A 16,590-nucleotide genomic window follows, 5' to 3' on the forward strand; every position below is an offset into this window, starting at 1 on the left:
ATCTTCATACTCATATTCCGACAGGGGAGCGCCACAGCGCTGAGAGTGCGGCAACCGGGCCGCAGACCCTCTGAACCTCGCCCAGGTCATTCTGGGTAGGAAGTTCGGTCATCACTCAAGCTGTTGCGCCCTGCCCGGAGATCCCCGGCGGATCCCGGGCAGGGCCGCGTCTCTTCCTGGTCAACCCCAGGAGGAATCCAGTGCACAACAAGAGGTTCGTCGCCGTGGCGGTGGGGCTCGGCCTGGTCACGCTGTCCGCGTGCGGGTCGTCGGCCGACAAGGGATCCGCCGACTCCAAGACGGTGACCCTCGTCAGCCACGACTCGTGGGCCGTGTCGAAGAACGTCCTCAAGGACTTCGAGAAGCAGTCCGGGTACACGGTCAAGGTGCTCAAGGACGGCGACGCCGGACAGGCCGTCAACAAGGCCATCCTCACCAAGGACAACCCGCAGGGTGACGTCTTCTTCGGCGTCGACAACACGCTGCTGTCGCGCGCCCTCGACAACGGGCTGTTCCAGCCGTACCAGGCCAGGGGGCTCGACAAGGTCGGCGCCCCCTACCAACTCGACGGGGCCAGGCACCGGGTCACCCCGGTCGACTACGGCGACATCTGCGTCAACTACGACAAGAAGTACTTCGCCGACCACAAGCTGACCCCGCCGGCCTCCTTCGACGACCTCGTCAGGCCGGAGTACAAGAACCTCCTCGTCACCGAGAACGCCGCCACCTCCTCGCCCGGACTCGGCTTCCTGCTCGGCACGGCCGCCCGGTACGGCGACGGCGGCTGGCAGGCGTACTGGAAGAAGCTGAAGGCCAACGGCGTCAAGGTGGTCGACGGCTGGGAGCAGGCGTACGACCAGGAGTTCTCCGGGTCCGCCGGTGGCCACAAGGCCAAGGGCGACCGGCCGCTCGTCGTCTCCTACGCCTCCTCCCCGCCCGCCGAGGTCGTCTTCGCCGAGCCCAGGCCCAAGACCGCGCCCACCGGTGTCGCGGCCGGCACCTGCTTCCGCCAGATCGAGTTCGCGGGGCTGCTGAGCAACGCGAGGAACACCAAGGGCGGCAAGGCGTTCATCGACTTCCTGGTCTCCAGGGAGTTCCAGCAGGACATGCCGTTGAACATGTTCGTGTACCCGGTGGTCCAGGGCACCTCGGTGCCCGCCGAGTTCACCCAGTACGGCCCCGCGGCCAAGGACCCCGAGAACATGGCTCCGGGCAAGATCGCCGCCAACCGTGACCAGTGGGTCAAGTCGTGGACCTCACTCGTACTGAAGTAGCCACCCACGAGGGCCGCCACACCCCCACAGGCCCCGACACCCCAACGGGCCGCCACAGGACCCGCACGGGGAACGCGGCGCGGCTCGGGCTCATGGCCGGGCCCGTCGCGTTCTTCGCGCTGTTCTTCGCCTACCCGGTGGCCGCGATCGTCGAGCGCGGCCTGCGGGTCGGCGGGGCCTGGCAGTTCGGGCGGCTCGTGGACGTGCTCGCCCAGCCCGGCATCCGGCACGTGCTGTGGTTCACCACCTGGCAGGCGCTCGCCTCCACCGCGCTCACGCTGCTGATCGCGCTGCCCGGGGCGTACGTCTTCGCCCGCCTGGACTTCCCCGGCCGCCAGGTGCTGCGGGCCATCGTCACCGTGCCCTTCGTGCTGCCCACGGTCGTCGTCGGCACCGCCTTCCTCGCCCTCGTCGGACGCGGCGGGCTCCTCGACGAGTTGTGGGGCGTGCGGCTGGACACCACCGTGTGGGCGATCCTGCTCGCGCACGTCTTCTTCAACTACGCCGTCGTCGTACGCACCGTCGGCGGCCTGTGGGCGCAGCTCGACCCGCGGCAGGAGGAGGCCGCGCGGATGCTCGGCGCGTCGCCCCTGACGGCCTGGCGGAGGGTCACGCTGCCGGCTCTCGCCCCCGCGGTCGCCGCCGCCGCGCTCATGGTCTTCCTCTTCACCTTCACCTCCTTCGGCGTGGTGCAGATCCTCGGCGGCCCCACCTTCTCCACCCTGGAAGTGGAGATCTACCGGCAGACGTCCGAGATCTTCGACCTGTCCACGGCCGCGGTCCTGACGATCGTCCAGTTCGCGGCGGTCGGCATGGTCCTGATGGTGCACGCCTGGACCGTCCGCAGGCGGGAGACCGGCCTCGGGCTGGTGGACGCGTCCGTGACCGCCCGGCGGCCGCGCGGGGCGGGGCAGTGGGCGCTGCTGGCGGGAGTTCTCGCCACCGTCGTCGTGCTCCTGGTGCTGCCGCTCGCCGTGCTGGTGCAGCGGTCGCTGGACACACCCGGCTTCGGCTACTACCGGGCGCTGACGGACGCCGACGGCGGGACCTTCCCGGTGCCCCCGGTCGACGCCGTCGGTACGTCCCTGTCGTACGCCGCCACCGCCACCGCCATCGCCGTGGTGATCGGCGGTCTCGCCGCGGCCGCTCTCACCCGCCGGGACGCGGGCCGGATCGTGCGCGGGTTCGACGCGCTGCTGATGCTGCCGCTCGGCGTGTCCGCGGTGACCGTGGGCTTCGGCTTCCTGATCGCCCTGGACACACCACCGTTGGACCTCAGGTCCTCCTGGATCCTCGTACCACTCGCGCAGGCCCTGGTGGGCGTGCCGTTCGTGGTGCGGACCATGCTGCCCGTGCTGCGGGCGGTGGACGCCCGGCTGCGGGAGGCGGCCGCGGTGCTCGGGGCGTCGCCGTGGCGGGTGTGGCGGGAGGTGGACCTGCCGATGGTGCGGCGGGCGCTGCTGATCGCCGCGGGGTTCGCCTTCGCCGTGTCGCTCGGCGAGTTCGGGGCGACCGTGTTCATCGCCCGGCCGGACAACCCGACCCTGCCGGTCGCCGTTGCGCGGCTGCTCGGGCGGCCCGGCGACCTCAACTACGGGCAGGCGATGGCCCTGTCGACGATTCTGATGATCGTGTGCGCCACCGTTCTTCTGGTGCTGGAGCAGTCGTGGGTCGCGGACCGGACGGGGGAGTTCTGATGTTGCTGAGCCTGGATGCCGCGACCGTCCGATTCGGTGGGCGGGCCGTGCTCGACGCCGTGGACCTGGCGGTCGCCGAGCACGAGATCGTGTGCGTGCTCGGTCCCAGCGGCAGCGGCAAGTCGACGCTGCTGCGCGCGGTGGCCGGGCTGCAGCCGCTGGATTCCGGGCGGGTGCTGCTCGACGGACGCAACCAGGCAGGGGTGCCGGTGCACCGGCGCGAGGTGGGGCTGATGTTCCAGGACCACCAGCTCTTCCCGCAGCGGGACGTCGGCGGCAACGTGGCCTTCGGTCTGCGCACGCGCGGCACCCCCAAGAACGAACAGGCGGCCCGCGTACGGGAGTTGCTGGAGCTGGTCGGACTGCCCGGCGCGCAGTCCCGGGCCGTGGCCGCCCTATCCGGCGGGGAGCAGCAGCGGGTGGCGCTGGCCCGCGCGCTCGCCCCCCGGCCGCGGCTGCTGATGCTCGACGAGCCGCTCGGCCAGCTGGACCGCTCGCTGCGGGAGCGGCTCGTCGTCGAACTGCGCGAGCTGTTCGGGCGGTTGGGCACCACGGTGCTCGCCGTCACCCACGACCAGGGCGAGGCCTTCGCGCTCGCCGACCGGGTCGTGGTGATGCGGGACGGGCGGATCGCCCAGTCGGGTACGCCCCTTGAGGTGTGGCAGCGGCCGGCGGACGCCTTCGTGGCCCGCTTCCTCGGCTTCGAGAACGTCGTCGAGGCGACGGTGGACGGCGAGGCCGCGATCACCCCGTGGGGCAAGGTCCCCGTCCCCGAGGGCGCACCGCAGGGTCCGCACACCCTCCTCGTACGCCCCGCCGGTGTCCGTCTCCTTCCCGCCGGAGAGGGTCTGCGCTGCACCGTCGCCGCCCGCACTTTCAAGGGCACTCATGTGGCCGTCCACCTCGAGCCCCGGGACGCGCCGCGGCTGGAGGCCGCTTGCGCGCTGCGCGCGGCACCGGAGGTCGGGGACGAGGTCGGGGTGGAGTTCGACGCGGCCGAAATTGCTGTGCTGGGGAGATCATCGGGCCCGTAGGGTCGCGCCATGACACTCGCACATGAGCGCTACTGTGATGAACTCGCACACCAGGTCGGCCGGCTGAGGGCCGTGATCACTTCGGGTGCCGATCTGTCCGCCACCGTGCCGACCTGCCCGGACTGGTCACTGGAGGACCTGGTACGGCACATGGGCGGGGCCCTGCGCTGGGTGGAGGCGCTGGTCCGGACACGGGCCCAGGAGGACATCCCGGAGGAGCGGATCCCACTGGCCAGGGGCCCGGAGAAGCAGGGCGACGCAGCCGCGCTGGACGCCTGGCTGGCCGAGACCGGCCGGATGGTCGTCGAGGCCCTGCGGGAGGCCGGGCCGGACACCAAGGTGTGGTCGTGGGCCGGGGTGCTCAACAGCGGCTTCTGGGCGCGGCGCATGACGCACGAGATCACCGTCCACCGGGCCGACGCGACGCTCGCCGCCGGGCTGCCCTACGAGGTCGCCCCGGATGTGGCGGCCGACGCGGTCGACGAGTGGCTGCAGATCGTGGAGTGGGTGCAGCAGGCGGGGCGGAGCAAGGACGCCACGGAACTGCGCGGCCCGGGCCGCAGCATCCACCTGCACGCCACCGACACCGGCCCCGAGCTGAATGCCGAGTGGGTCGTCGAACTCACCGAGAAGGGCGTCACCTGGCGGCGCGGCCACGAGAAGGCGACGGTCGCCCTGCGCGGGCCGCTCACCTCCGTCCTGCTCGCGTTCTACCACCGACTGCCGCTGGACAGCCCGGAGTTGGAGGTGCTCGGCGAACGTGAGCTGCTGGAGTTCTGGCTGCAGCGGGCCACGTTCGGGTGAACGACTGCGGCCCGTCTCCCGGTGCGGGAGACGGGCCGCGGGCGGTGTGCGAGGCGTCAGCGACCGCCGTTCGCCCCACGACGGCGCAGGCCGAAGAAGACCGCGCCGCCGCCGACGGCGACCAGGGCGGCTGCGATGCCGGCGATCAGACCGGTGTTGGAGCTCGCACCGGTCTCGGCGAGGTTGGAGTCACCGGCCGCGGGCGAGGGAGCGTTGCTCGCGGTGCCCGCGGGGGCGCTGCTGCTCTCGGAGGCCGACGGCGTCGGGGTGGCGGGCTGCGATGCGGACGGCTTCGGAGCCGTCGGCTTGCTCGGAGTGGCCGGCGCGGTCGGAGTCTGGCTCTCCGCCTTCTTGCAGGCCGTGGACGGGGTGGTCAGGTTCTGCTTGATGTCCTCGTCGACCAGGTTCGCGGCCTTGACGTGGACGCGGTACGTGGCGTTCGGCTGCCAGTCCTCGGCGAAGGTGATCGTGGTGCCTTCGCGCGAGCCCTTGACCTCCTTCTGGCCGACCTTCTTCGCGTCGGCGCCGTTGTTCTCCAGGAACACGGAGACGACGGCCGGCGTGCCGGAGGCATCCACGTCCTTGACGGTGATGACGCCCTTGGCACCGTCGCACTTGGCTTCGGCGGAGAACTCGCTGATGTCGCAGGCGAACGCGTTGCCGGCGACACCGATCGCGAGCGCGGCCGAGGCGGAGGCGACACCGAGGATGCGCACGGAACGTGCGGTACGGCGGGATATGGACAAGATGGCCACTTTGCCCTTCACGGGATGCGCAATTGCGGGGGGTTGAGGGGGGAGTTGAGGCGACTGTGAGGTGACGCCCCAGCACCCCCAGGAGGATCACAGGTCTATAAGCGCTCCGTCGGGAGTGTCAATGCATATGCGCCTCAGGGGCGTTGGCTTTGCCGTCTTATTAACTACAGAGACGTTTCAACGCCTCCGCGGCCGCCACATCGATCCGGAACACCCGGGCACCGCCGTGGAGTTCCTGCGGCCGGGCGGGTGCCGGACGCACCCGCCCATGCCGGGCAGGGAGTTGCCCGGACGGGATCAGCCCTGCACCGCCGCCGGGTCCATCCACATGACCTCCCAGGTGTGGCCGTCGAGGTCGTCGAAGGCGCGGCCGTACATGAAGCCGTGGTCCTGGGTCTCGCCGGTCGCGGTGCCGCCGGCCGCGATCGCCTTCCCGACCAGCTCGTCGACCTTCTCGCGGCTCTCGGCGCTCAGACACACCAGCACCTCGCTGGACTTCGTCGAGTCGACGATCTCCTTCTTCGTGAAGGTGGCGTAGTGCTGCTTGCTGAGCAGCATCGCGATGATCGTGTCGCTGATCACGACGCAGGCGCACTCGTCGGTCGAGAACTGCGGGTTGATGGTGTAGCCGAGCTCCGTGAAGAACTTCTTCGACGCCTCGACGTCGCTGGTGGCCAGGTTCACGAAGATCATCTGCTGGTACATGTGAGGTCTCTCCCGTCGGGGTTCGTGCCGTTCGCAGGGGTAGACCGGGGGGCCGGGCCGAACTCATCGGTGACCCGGCGGCTTTTCCGCGCCTCTTCCCATACGTCTGATCGGCGGGCCGGCCGCTCAGCGAGCCGGCCGCTCAGCGGGCCAGCGGCAGCGCGGCGAGCTCGGCGATCACCAGGGTCAGCGGGGTGAACACGGCGAGCAGCGCGACGACGCGGAGGGCGGCGGCCGCGCGCAGCACCGTGGCGGTCGCGCCGAGCCGGAGCAGGGCGGCGGTGGTGCCGGTGCGGGACTGCCTCGCCTCGACGGCGGCCGTCAGCAGGGTGGCCACGGTGCAGCCGCCGACGAGGGCCGTACCGAAGGCGGTCAGCGGGCCAAAGGGGGGTGCGGAGCCGTCGTAGAGCGCGATCATGGCGTACGTACCCGAGGCCACCGCGCACACGATGCCCAGCGGGCGGCCGATGCGTCCGGCCTCCTCCATCAGGACGCGGCCGGCCAGAAGGCGCAGAGCGCCTGGGCGGACCGACTGGAGCAGGCGGCCGCAGAGGTGGGTGAGACCGGGCCCGGCCAGGGCGAGGCCGAGGGCGGTCAGCAACCAGCCGACGAGGACCGGGGCGGAGTCGGCCGCCAGGCCGCCGGGGAGGGCCGGGCCGGAGGCGGTGGGCGTGGGGCGCGTGGAGCGGCTCGCGTACGCCTCCACGGCCAGGCCCGCAGCCAGCACGGTGATGCCCCAGGGGAGGCCGACGGGGGGCCTGCGGGGGGCCGGGGGACGATGGGGGTCGGGGTCGGCGTCGGCGCGCTCCGGGTCGAGGGCAGCGCCGGAAGGGTCGCTCGGCGCGTCCGGAACGCGCCCCGGGGCCGTCCTCAGGCCGGTCGAGCGACCCGGCGCCTGTGCGGTGCCCTCCGCCGTCCCCGAACCTGAACGCCTTTCCGCGGCCGCCCCCGAACCCGCGGCCGCCCAGTCGCCGCCGCGGCCCGGCTCCGTGCCCGCTGTTGCCGCCCCGGCGGCGCGACTGCCCGCCGGATGCGTGGTGAGCCGGGCCGCGCCCTTGCCCGCGCGTCGCGCAGCCGGGTGTGAGCCGCCCTCCGGTGCGGAGCCGGTGGCACCGCCGCCCGGGCGTGCCCCGAAGCGCCCGTACGCCCCGAACGTCTGCCGGGGGCCCGTCCGCCGGTTCGCCCCGAACGTCTCCCGGGATCCCGTCCGCCGGTACGCCCCGAGGCGTCCGGACCCGCGGGGTCTGTCACCAGCCGTCGCCGGCTTTGCGTCCCGGGGACGCAGCACCAGCACCACCGACACGGACGCGGTCACCGGTACGACCGTCAGCAGGGTCAGCGCGGCCGGAATCGGCAGGGGCTCCTTCACGGCCAGGAACTCCGCGGTCGCGCCGTCGAACGGCGTGCCCGTCGGATCGCCGCGCAGAAAGAGGAAGAGGAACAGGGCGAGCAGCGAGCCGAGGGTGCAGGACACGGCCGTCGTGGCGGCCGAGACGGCCATCAGACGGCCGGGGCCGAGGCCGAGCGCCGACAGACCGGGGCGGGGCCGGGTGCCCGGGTCGGTGCGGGACACCGCGACCGCCAGATACACCGTGGCCGCCAGTGGCACCGCGCACCAGGCCAGGCGAAGGACCGCCGCGGCGGACGCGTCCGGGTGGCCCAGGGCGTAGCCGAGCGTGCACAGCATCAGGAATCCCGTGCCAGCCGACGCCGCCGCCACCGTCAGCCGGCGGAGCTGGACGGCGGGGTGGGCGGCACGGGTCAGACGGAGAGCGAGCACGCGGTCCGGCCTTCCGTGCCGCCGCTGTCGCCGACCGGCGGCAGGTGCAGCGTCTTCACGCACCGCCCGTCGAGCAGCGCCACCGTGCGGTCGGCGAGGGCCGCGGTCTCCGCGTCGTGCGTGGCGAGCACGACCGTGATGCCGTGCGAGCGGGCCGCCGTGGTCAGCGTCCGCAGCACATGGGCGCGGTCGGCCCGGTGCAGCGGGGCGGTCGGCTCGTCGGCGAAGAGCACCGTCGGACCAGGGGCGAGCGCGCGGGCGATGCAGACCCGCTGCCGCTCCGCCTGGCGCAGCCGGTGCGGGCGTTTGCGGGCGTGGTCACCCACGTCGAGGCGCTCCAGCCACTCCAGGGCGGCCGTCTTGGCCCGGCGCCGGCTGATGCCGCGCAGCATCAGGGGCAGGGCCGTGTTCTCCCAGACGTTCAGCTCCGGGACGAGCACGGGGGCCGGGTCGATCCAGCCGAAGCGGTCCCGGCGCAGCCGCTCCCGCGCCAGGGGGCCGAGCGTGTGCACGGGACCGCTGTTGAACCAGACCTCGCCGCTCCGCACGCGGACCAGTCCGGACAGGCACCGCAGCAGGGTCGTCTTGCCGCTGCCGCTCGGGCCGCTGACGGCGAGGATCTCGCCCTGGCGGACGCCGAGCGACACGCCGCTGAGCGCGGGCGAGCCGTCGCTGTGGGTGTAGTGCAGGGCGCGAGCCCAGAGCACGTCGTTGTCCGGCGGGGCCACCATGGCGTACACCTCGGTTCTGATCAGAAAGGCCGTGCGCTGTCCGCGAATTCCCCCATACGGGGGAACGAAGGCCGGGCCGATCGGTCACTGGCACGCTAGGCAGCCGACGCCGGGAGGCCGGACAGCACGCGGCCCCGGGCCGCCGTTTCTCACTCGAACGGCAGACACCGGGGCCGATAATGATCATCTGATCGGACGTACGCCGCCCTGGAGGGTCAGAGCTTGGTCCACGCCTCCGTCAGCGTCGCGCGCAGGATCTGCTCGATCTCGTCGAAGGTCTCCTGGTTGGAGATCAGCGGCGGGGCGAGCTGGACGACCGGGTCGCCGCGGTCGTCGGCACGGCAGTACAGCCCGTTGTCGAAGAGTGCCTTGGACAGGAAGCCGTACAGGACGCGCTCGGTCTCCTCCTCGTTGAAGGACTCCTTGGTGTTCTTGTCCTTCACGAGCTCGATGCCGTAGAAGAAGCCGTTGCCGCGGACGTCGCCGACGATCGGCAGGTCGTGCAGCTTCTGCAGCGTGGAGAGGAAGGCGGACTCGTTGTCGAGGACGTGCTGGTTCAGGCCCTCACGCTCGAACAGGTCGAGGTTGGCCAGGCCCACCGCGGCCGACACCGGGTGGCCGCCGAAGGTGTAGCCGTGCAGGAAGGTGTTCTCGCCCTTGTAGAACGGCTCGGCGATCCTGTCGGAGATGACGCACGCGCCGATCGGGGAGTAGCCCGAGGTCATGCCCTTGGCGCAGGTGATCATGTCCGGGACGTAGCCGAACTTGTCGCAGGCGAACATCGTGCCCAGCCGGCCGAAGGCGCAGATGACCTCGTCCGACACCAGCAGTACGTCGTACTTGTCGCAGATCTCGCGGACCCGCTGGAAGTAGCCGGGCGGCGGCGGGAAGCAGCCGCCGGCGTTCTGCACCGGCTCCAGGAAGACCGCGGCGACCGTGTCCGGGCCCTCGAAGAGGATCTGCTGCTCGATCTGGTCGGCGGCCCAGCGGCCGAAGGCCTCCGGGTCGTCGCCGAAGATCGGGGCGCGGTAGATGTTGGTGTTCGGGACCTTGTGCGCACCCGGCACCAGCGGCTCGAACGGGGCCTTCAGGCTCGGCAGGCCGGTGATGGACAGGGCGCCCTGCGGGGTGCCGTGGTAGGCGACCGCGCGGGAGATGACCTTGTACTTGGTGGGCTTGCCGACCAGCTTGAAGTACTGCTTGGCGAGCTTCCAGGCGGTCTCGACGGCCTCGCCGCCGCCCGTGGTGAAGAAGACCTTGTTCAGATCGCCCGGCGCGTAGTCGGCCAGGCGCTCCGCCAGCTCCACCGCCTTCGGGTGGGCGTAGGACCACACCGGGAAGAACGCGAGCTCCTGCGCCTGCTTGAGGGCGGTCTCGGCCAGTTCGGTACGGCCGTGACCGGCCTGGACCACGAACAGACCCGCCAGACCGTCGAGGTAGCGCTTGCCCTTGTCGTCGTAGATGTAGGTCCCCTCGCCGCGCACGATCGTCGGCACGGGGGAGTTCTCGTACGAGGACATGCGGGTGAAGTGCATCCACAGGTGGTCGTACGCGGTTCGGCTGAGGTCCTTGCTCACGGTTATCGGGTTCCCCACATGTAGGTCTGCTTCTTGAGCTTGAGGTAGACGAAGCTCTCGGTGGAGCGCACGCCGGGCAGCGCCCGGATGCGTTTGTTGATGACGTCCAGCAGGTGGTCGTCGTCCTCGCAGACGATCTCGGCGAGGATGTCGAACGAGCCCGCGGTCATCACCACGTACTCGACTTCCGCCATGTCGGTCAGCACATCCGCCACGGCCTCCACGTCACCCTCGACGTTGACACCGACCATCGCCTGCCGGCGGAAGCCCACGGTGAGCGGGTCCGTCACGGCGACGATCTGCATCACGCCCTGGTCGAGCAGCTTCTGGACGCGCTGGCGCACGGCCGCCTCGGACAGGCCGACGGCCTTGCCGATCGCGGCGTACGGCCGGCGGCCGTCCTCCTGGAGCTGCTCGATGATCGCGAGGGAGACGGCGTCCAGATGGTTGCCGTTCCTGGACTCGCGGGGGTCCCTCTGGTCTGCGCTTCGACTGGCCACGGCCTCACTGTGCACGACGTCTCAACAGTTTCGCAAGGCTTGATCGATGAAATTCGTTGTTTATGGGACCGAGACTTGCGGATTTCGCAGCACGGCCGGGATCGGGGGTGTTGAAAACGTCGGCTTGCCGATTAGGGTGGGGGTGTCTCAGCCACTGGACATCGAGCGACAGCCGGCGGCGAGACCTCTGAAACCTCTGAGACCACCGAGCCCCAGAGATCCAGAGACCTTCGAGACAAGCCAGAACCTGACAGGAGGGCCGGCAGTGAGCACCGAGCTGCGTCGTCTGCGCAACTACATCGACGGTGAGTTCCGGGACGCCGCCGACGGACGGACCACCGAGGTGGTCAACCCCGCGACGGGCGAGGCGTACGCGACCGCCCCGCTGTCCGGGCAGGCGGACGTCGACGCCGCGATGGCCGCCGCCGCCGCGGCCTTCCCGGGCTGGCGCGACACGACCCCGGCCGAGCGTCAGAAGGCCCTGCTGAAGATCGCGGACGCGTTCGAGGAGCGCGCCGAGGAACTGATCGCGGCCGAGGTGGAGAACACGGGCAAGCCGATCGGGCTGACCCGCTCCGAGGAGATCCCGCCGATGGTCGACCAGATCCGCTTCTTCGCGGGCGCGGCGCGGATGCTCGAGGGCCGCTCGGCTGGCGAGTACATGGAGGGGATGACCTCGATCATCCGCCGGGAGCCGGTCGGTGTCTGCGCGCAGGTCGCGCCGTGGAACTACCCGATGATGATGGCCGTGTGGAAGTTCGCCCCGGCGATCGCCGCCGGCAACACGGTCGTCCTGAAGCCGTCCGACACCACCCCCGCCTCCACGGTCCTGATCGCCGACATCATCGGCGCGATCCTGCCCAAGGGCGTCTTCAACGTCATCTGCGGCGACCGCGAGACCGGACGCATGATGGTCGAGCACGACACCCCGGCGATGGCCTCCATCACCGGCTCCGTACGTGCCGGCATGTCGGTCGCCGAGTCCGCCTCCAAGGACCTCAAGCGGGTCCACCTGGAGCTCGGCGGCAAGGCCCCGGTCGTCGTCTTCGAGGACACCGACATCGAGAAGGCCGTCGAGGACATCTCGGTGGCGGGCTTCTTCAACGCGGGCCAGGACTGTACGGCCGCGACCCGCGTCCTCGTGCACCAGTCGATCCACGACGAGTTCGTCGCCGCGCTCGCCAAGGCCGCCGAGGACACCAAGACCGGTCAGCCGGACGACGAGGACGTCCTGTTCGGCCCGCTGAACAACCCGAACCAGCTCAAGCAGGTCTCCGGCTTCATCGAGCGGCTGCCCGCCCACGCCAAGGTCGAGGCCGGCGGCCACCGGGTCGGCGACAAGGGCTACTTCTTCGCCCCGACCGTCGTCTCGGGCCTGAAGCAGAGCGACGAGATCATCCAGAAGGAGGTCTTCGGCCCCGTCATCACCGTCCAGTCCTTCACCGACGAGGACCAGGCGGTGGAGTGGGCCAACGGCGTCGAGTACGCCCTCGCCTCCTCGGTGTGGACCAAGGACCACGGCCGTGCCATGCGGATGTCGAAGAAGCTCGACTTCGGCTGCGTGTGGATCAACACCCACATCCCGCTGGTCGCCGAGATGCCGCACGGCGGCTTCAAGAAGTCCGGCTACGGCAAGGACCTGTCGGGGTACGGCTTCGAGGACTACACCCGCATCAAGCACGTCATGACGTCGCTCGACGCGTGAGCGCTCCGCTGAAAGAGCCGCTCGTCGCTGCGGGCCACGCGTAGCCGCCCGCTCGTCGTGGCCGGCCGCGCAGTTCCCCGTGCCCCTGGGGAGTTGACGTGGTCGGCGTGAAATGTGCGGCTCCGGACGGGACATCTGCCCGTCCGGGGCCGCCCCTTTTGCCGGCGGCCGTGCCGCCGCCGGACGCATGGCTGTGATCGACAACCTGTCGGTTCCGTCCGGGCACGCTCGACGCAGCGTCAGTGGTCCGGCCGCCGACCGGGACGGCATGCTGCCCGGGTGCACCGGACATCGAAGACGCTCCCGCCCTCCCGTCGCTCCCTGCTGCGCGCGCTCGGCGGCAGCGCCGTGCTCGGCGCGCTCGCCGGATGCGGTGTGCCCGCCGCCTACGTCCGGCCCGGTGACCGCGCCGTCCCGGACACCTCGGCCACCGACAGGCGGCTTACCTGGGCCAACTGGCCGCTGTACATCGACACCGACGACAACGACCCGAACCGGCGGCCCACTGTGGCGGCCTTCCGGAAGCGCACCGGCATCTCCGTCGACTACGTCGAGGAGATCAACGACAACGACGAGTTCTTCGGCAAGATCAGCCCGGCCCTGATGAACCATCAGCAGCCCGGGCGCGACCTCATCGTCATCAGCGACTGGATGTGCGCGCGGTTCGTCCGCCTGGGCTGGGTGCAGGAGATGGACCGCGCCCGGCAGGCCCATGTGGCCAGGTACCTCGACCCGCTGCTGCGCTCGCCCGCCTTCGACCCGGGGCGCAGGTTCACCGTGCCGTGGCAGTCGGGCATCACCGGCATCGCGTACGACCGCCGCAGGCTCGGCCGCGAGATCCACCGGGTCCAGGACCTGTGGGCGAGCGACCTGAAGGGCCGGGTCACCCTGCTGTCCGGACTGGACGAGGCCTTCGCGCTGCTGATGCAGGGCAACGGCGTCGGCATCACCAAGTGGACGGCCGACGACTTCCACACGGTGTGCGACCAGGTGGAGCGGGAGGTCCGCAGGGGCCAGATCCGCCGCTTCACCGGCAACGACTACACCAAGGACCTGGTCAGCGGCGACGTCCTGGCCTGCCAGGCGTACTCCGGCGACGTCATCCAGCTCCAGGCCGACAACCCGGACATCCGCTTCGTCGTCCCCGAGGAGGGCGCCGAGCTCTGGGCGGACTCCCTGATGATCCCCAACCGCGCCCGCCACAAGGCGAACGCGGAGCGGCTCGTCGACTACTACTACGAGCCCGAGGTGGCAGCGGAACTCGCCGCCTGGGTGAACTACGTCTGCCCGGTCCCGGCCGCACAGGCCGTCCTGGCCGGGTCCAAGGACAAGGACACGGCGGCACTGGCCGGCAACCCGCTGATCTTCCCCGACGCCGCCATGCGCAGGCGGCTCGCCGTCGCCCGGGACATCACGTCCACGGAGCGACTGGAGTTCGCGCGGCGCTGGAACAAGATCGTGGGGCTGTAGGGGTGGCGCTCCGCCGCCGGAGCGCCACCCCGAGCACCGCCGCGGTCCGCCGCGGCTCACCGGCGCGACCCCGACGGGTCAGGACAGCCGGCAGGAGTGGAAGCGGTGGGAGCGGATGTGGCCGAACGACGCCGGGAGGCGGGGGATGCCCTGGTTCGGCCGGACGGTCAGCTTCCGGCCCGTGTAGTCGGCCTTGCTGTACACGGTGACGCACCGGCCCCAGCGCTTGCCGCCCGAGCGCCATGTGGCGGCGCTGTTCCACACCGAGAGGCCGTCGTTGAAGCCGACGTAGGCGGTTGTCTCCGGGTACCGCGGCATGTCCTGCGCGACGAGGCTCGCCACGCCCGTGTAGCCGGGAGCGGTCCAGCCGCACACCCAGCCGGACGTGCAGCTCTCGGACCGGGTGGAAGCGCCGGTGACGTCGGCCTGTGCCGTGGGGGCGAGGGCGATGCTCGCGGCGATGAGGGCTGCGGCCGCCACTGCGCGTCTCCTGAGGCTCATGTGGCTCCTTGTCCGCGCCGGCCGGGCGGAGGGCCGCGGTACCGGGGTTCGGGGGGTTGCCGGGAGAGTCAGGGGGGCGTGGAACGTCCCTGCGGCGGGGGAGCGGCGGCCGGACCGCTCGTCCGGGGGCGATGCCTCTGCGAGCCGCGTCCCGCTTCGACGCTAGGACTGGTTCCGGGGGGCCGCAACTTGACCGGATCCGCAGCTCCGGACGACGTCACCAAGGGGCTGAGACCGTCACGTCGACGGCGGCCGAACTCGTCGGCGAAGTATTAGGGCTGGCACAGGGTCAGTGCCGAGTGACCGCCCGGACCGCCAAGTTCCGTGCACCGGTGGGCGGCCCGCCGTGGTCATCGGTTCCGGTTCGCGGGCAGTTCGAGACGGAGCTCGAAACCGCCGTGGGCGGTGGGGCCGGACGTGACCCTGCCGCCGAGGAGTTCGGCGCGCTGACGGAGGCCGGCCAGGCCGTGGTGGGCGCTGGGCAGGGCGAGCGCGGGCCGGGTGGGGGCGGTGTTGGTGACGGTGGTGTGAATGACGCCGTCCTCGCGGTGGATGCGTACGGTCGCCACGGCCCCCGGGGCGTGCTTGCGGACGTTGGTCAGGGCCTCCTGGACGGTGCGGTAGACGGCCCGCTGGACGGTGGGCGGAAGCTCTTCGCCGAGGTCCACCTCCAGTTTCGCCTCGATGCCGCTGGCGGCGACCAGCCGCTCCACGTCGGCGAGGGAGGGCTGGGGAGTGAGTTCCGTGGAGCGGCCGCCGGAGGCACGCAGCACGCTGACCATGTGCCGCAGTTCGTCGAGCGTCTCCACACTGAGCCGGCGGATCGTGGCCGCGGCCCTTCTGGTCCCGGCGTCCTGGCTGCCCACCTGCAGGGCCCCGGCCTGCACGGCGATGAGACTGACCTGGTGGGACACCACGTCGTGCATCTCCCGTGCCAGCTGCGCGCGTTCCTTCGCCAGAACACTCTGGGCGGTCAGCAGCCGCTCGTGTTCCCGGGCCTCGGAGATGTCGGCGAGCCGCAGGGAGAGTTCGCGCCGGGCCTGTACCAACTGGCCCAGGAAGACGGGCGCGGCCGCCGTGGCCAGCGTGTAGCTGAGATGGAACAGGGTGTTCGTCTGGGCGAGTTCGGTGGCCTTCAGCGACGACCACGGCCAGGGCATGAAGTCGGTGACCGCGTAGGCAAGGGCGCAGCCCGCCAGCAGCAGCCGCCGGCGGTTGAGCGAGGCGAGCGTGTAGAGAGCGGCCATGGGGGCGACCACCGCGTCGGTGACCGTGGCGGTGGGAAGCGTGAGGACGAAGGTCGTCAGGGGCAGTCGGCGTCGCAGCGCCAGGGCGAGGGCGCCGAGCAGCGCCCAGGACATGGCCGGTCGCTCCGCGACGTCGACGTGGGCCCAGGCGTCCCACAGCGCGAACGCGACGAGGGCGATGTCGAGCAGCGGAGCCGGCGGCCGTCGCGGGATCACCGGACGTCCTCGTCCTGCCGGGACGAGGCGGCTTTGCTCGCCGCACGCGTGGGGCTGCTCGCGCCCCCGGCCCGCTCGCGCACCGTCCGGACGGCCTGGCCGCCGGGAACCGCGGCCACGCCCTCCAGAACGTCCGCCGTGCTGAGAATGTGTCTGCTGAGAATGTGTGTGAAGCCCGTCCGGATCAGGGCTTCGCCGTCGACCACCAGTACCCGGATCACGTGCGCTCCGCTCGTCGCATGCCCACCGTTGGATGCGTACCACCGCGCGAGCCGGGCACCGGTGGGCCGGATGCGATTCCCGCCGGTTGGCGGCGCACGACTTTACTGCCTCTTTATGAACTGGCCTGTCGCTGCCTCGTCTCTCCGCTCGATCCGCAAGCCGATCCGTGGATCTTCAGCCGATACGGAAGTCAGCCCGGCCCGGTACCGGGCGGACCGATGAAAAGTCCTGCGTCGTCGCCGCCCTCATCGCGCTGCCCCTCCGCCTGGGCACAACAGAGGCACCCGCGCCCCCGGAGGTTCCGCTCGCCCCGCCCCCGGGACGGGTGCTACGGCACCCCCCACCTCCGCGTCGCCCACCCCGCCGGCGTCA

Annotated in this window: 15 protein-coding genes and 1 riboswitch; of the genes, 6 read left to right on the plus strand and 9 right to left on the minus strand. The window is 71.2% G+C overall.

The features are described 5' to 3' along the window. Positions 1-12: 12 nt before the first annotated feature. Positions 13-120: riboswitch (TPP riboswitch) on the plus strand. An 80-nt stretch (positions 121-200) separates the two neighbouring features. From AB0A61_RS27710 to AB0A61_RS27725, 4 genes are all read left to right on the plus strand, one after another. Beyond that, entirely contained in the window at positions 201-1,274 is a 1,074-nt protein-coding gene (locus AB0A61_RS27710) for a thiamine ABC transporter substrate-binding protein (RefSeq protein WP_361297687.1), read from the plus strand. Between the two features lie 92 nt (positions 1,275-1,366). Continuing rightward, on the plus strand, positions 1,367-2,971 hold the full coding sequence (locus AB0A61_RS27715) for an iron ABC transporter permease (RefSeq protein ID WP_361297690.1): 1,605 nt from the start codon (positions 1,367-1,369) through the stop codon (positions 2,969-2,971). Beyond that, positions 2,971-4,005, plus strand: a complete 1,035-nt coding sequence (locus tag AB0A61_RS27720) for an ABC transporter ATP-binding protein (protein WP_361297693.1) — start codon at positions 2,971-2,973, stop codon at positions 4,003-4,005. The genes AB0A61_RS27715 and AB0A61_RS27720 overlap by 1 nt, the downstream gene beginning before the upstream one ends. Positions 4,006-4,014: 9 nt before the next feature. Beyond that, entirely contained in the window at positions 4,015-4,809 is a 795-nt protein-coding gene (locus tag AB0A61_RS27725) for a maleylpyruvate isomerase family mycothiol-dependent enzyme (protein ID WP_361297696.1), read from the plus strand. A 56-nt stretch (positions 4,810-4,865) separates the two neighbouring features. On the opposite strand, the gene AB0A61_RS27730 is transcribed toward AB0A61_RS27725, so the two are convergent. From AB0A61_RS27730 to AB0A61_RS27755, 6 genes are all read right to left on the minus strand, one after another. Beyond that, positions 4,866-5,555 (minus strand): LAETG motif-containing sortase-dependent surface protein, encoded by a 690-nt coding sequence (locus tag AB0A61_RS27730; protein WP_361297699.1) that lies wholly within the window; start codon positions 5,553-5,555, stop codon positions 4,866-4,868. Positions 5,556-5,861: 306 nt separating this feature from the next. After that, entirely contained in the window at positions 5,862-6,269 is a 408-nt protein-coding gene (locus AB0A61_RS27735; RefSeq protein WP_361297702.1) for a VOC family protein, read from the minus strand. Positions 6,270-6,411: 142 nt separating this feature from the next. Further along, positions 6,412-8,049: a hypothetical protein gene (locus AB0A61_RS27740; RefSeq protein WP_361297705.1), complete on the minus strand. Its 1,638-nt coding sequence runs from the start codon at positions 8,047-8,049 to the stop codon at positions 6,412-6,414. Beyond that, positions 8,031-8,780: an ATP-binding cassette domain-containing protein gene (locus AB0A61_RS27745; protein ID WP_361297707.1), complete on the minus strand. Its 750-nt coding sequence runs from the start codon at positions 8,778-8,780 to the stop codon at positions 8,031-8,033. The genes AB0A61_RS27740 and AB0A61_RS27745 overlap by 19 nt, the downstream gene beginning before the upstream one ends. Before the next feature lie 215 nt (positions 8,781-8,995). Further along, complete coding sequence (locus AB0A61_RS27750; RefSeq protein WP_361297710.1) at positions 8,996-10,375, minus strand: aspartate aminotransferase family protein; 1,380 nt, start codon at positions 10,373-10,375, stop codon at positions 8,996-8,998. Further along, a complete protein-coding gene (locus tag AB0A61_RS27755; RefSeq protein ID WP_361297713.1) occupies positions 10,360-10,872 on the minus strand; it encodes an Lrp/AsnC family transcriptional regulator in 513 nt (170 codons plus the stop codon). Before AB0A61_RS27755 ends, AB0A61_RS27750 begins: the two co-directional genes overlap by 16 nt. A 250-nt stretch (positions 10,873-11,122) precedes the next feature. Here AB0A61_RS27755 and AB0A61_RS27760 point away from each other — a divergent pair, with 250 nt between their 5' ends. After that, positions 11,123-12,562, plus strand: coding sequence for a gamma-aminobutyraldehyde dehydrogenase (locus AB0A61_RS27760; RefSeq protein WP_361297716.1), 1,440 nt, complete (start codon positions 11,123-11,125; stop codon positions 12,560-12,562). A 279-nt stretch (positions 12,563-12,841) separates the two neighbouring features. Then, positions 12,842-14,032, plus strand: coding sequence for a spermidine/putrescine ABC transporter substrate-binding protein (locus AB0A61_RS27765; protein ID WP_361297719.1), 1,191 nt, complete (start codon positions 12,842-12,844; stop codon positions 14,030-14,032). A 78-nt stretch (positions 14,033-14,110) separates the two neighbouring features. Here the strand turns inward: AB0A61_RS27765 and AB0A61_RS27770 are convergent, their stop codons facing one another. The 3 genes from AB0A61_RS27770 to AB0A61_RS27780 all read right to left on the minus strand — a co-directional run bounded on the left by AB0A61_RS27770 (position 14,111) and on the right by AB0A61_RS27780 (position 16,217). Then, the gene (locus AB0A61_RS27770; protein ID WP_361297722.1) at positions 14,111-14,533 is read right to left on the minus strand and encodes a peptidase inhibitor family I36 protein; all 423 of its coding nucleotides are present in this window, start codon (positions 14,531-14,533) and stop codon (positions 14,111-14,113) included. A 350-nt stretch (positions 14,534-14,883) separates the two neighbouring features. Beyond that, the gene (locus tag AB0A61_RS27775; protein WP_361297725.1) at positions 14,884-15,996 is read right to left on the minus strand and encodes a histidine kinase; all 1,113 of its coding nucleotides are present in this window, start codon (positions 15,994-15,996) and stop codon (positions 14,884-14,886) included. Then, positions 15,993-16,217 (minus strand): hypothetical protein, encoded by a 225-nt coding sequence (locus AB0A61_RS27780; protein WP_361297807.1) that lies wholly within the window; start codon positions 16,215-16,217, stop codon positions 15,993-15,995. Before AB0A61_RS27780 ends, AB0A61_RS27775 begins: the two co-directional genes overlap by 4 nt. Between the last annotated feature and the right edge of the window lie 373 nt (positions 16,218-16,590).

Source organism: Streptomyces sp. NPDC046197 (assembly GCF_040646295.1).
Lineage (GTDB): Bacteria > Actinomycetota > Actinomycetes > Streptomycetales > Streptomycetaceae > Streptomyces.

What these genes read in the sequence shown, in the direction of transcription:
- AB0A61_RS27725 (WP_361297696.1), top strand. Translation starts at nt 4,015, where the DNA reads ATGACACTCGCACATGAGCGCTACTGTGATGAACTCGCACACCAGGTC.
- AB0A61_RS27745 (WP_361297707.1), bottom strand. Translation starts at nt 8,780, where the DNA reads ATGGTGGCCCCGCCGGACAACGACGTGCTCTGGGCTCGCGCCCTGCAC.
- AB0A61_RS27715 (WP_361297690.1), top strand. Translation starts at nt 1,367, where the DNA reads ATGGCCGGGCCCGTCGCGTTCTTCGCGCTGTTCTTCGCCTACCCGGTG.
- AB0A61_RS27770 (WP_361297722.1), bottom strand. Translation starts at nt 14,533, where the DNA reads ATGAGCCTCAGGAGACGCGCAGTGGCGGCCGCAGCCCTCATCGCCGCG.
- AB0A61_RS27720 (WP_361297693.1), top strand. Translation starts at nt 2,971, where the DNA reads ATGTTGCTGAGCCTGGATGCCGCGACCGTCCGATTCGGTGGGCGGGCC.
- AB0A61_RS27735 (WP_361297702.1), bottom strand. Translation starts at nt 6,269, where the DNA reads ATGTACCAGCAGATGATCTTCGTGAACCTGGCCACCAGCGACGTCGAG.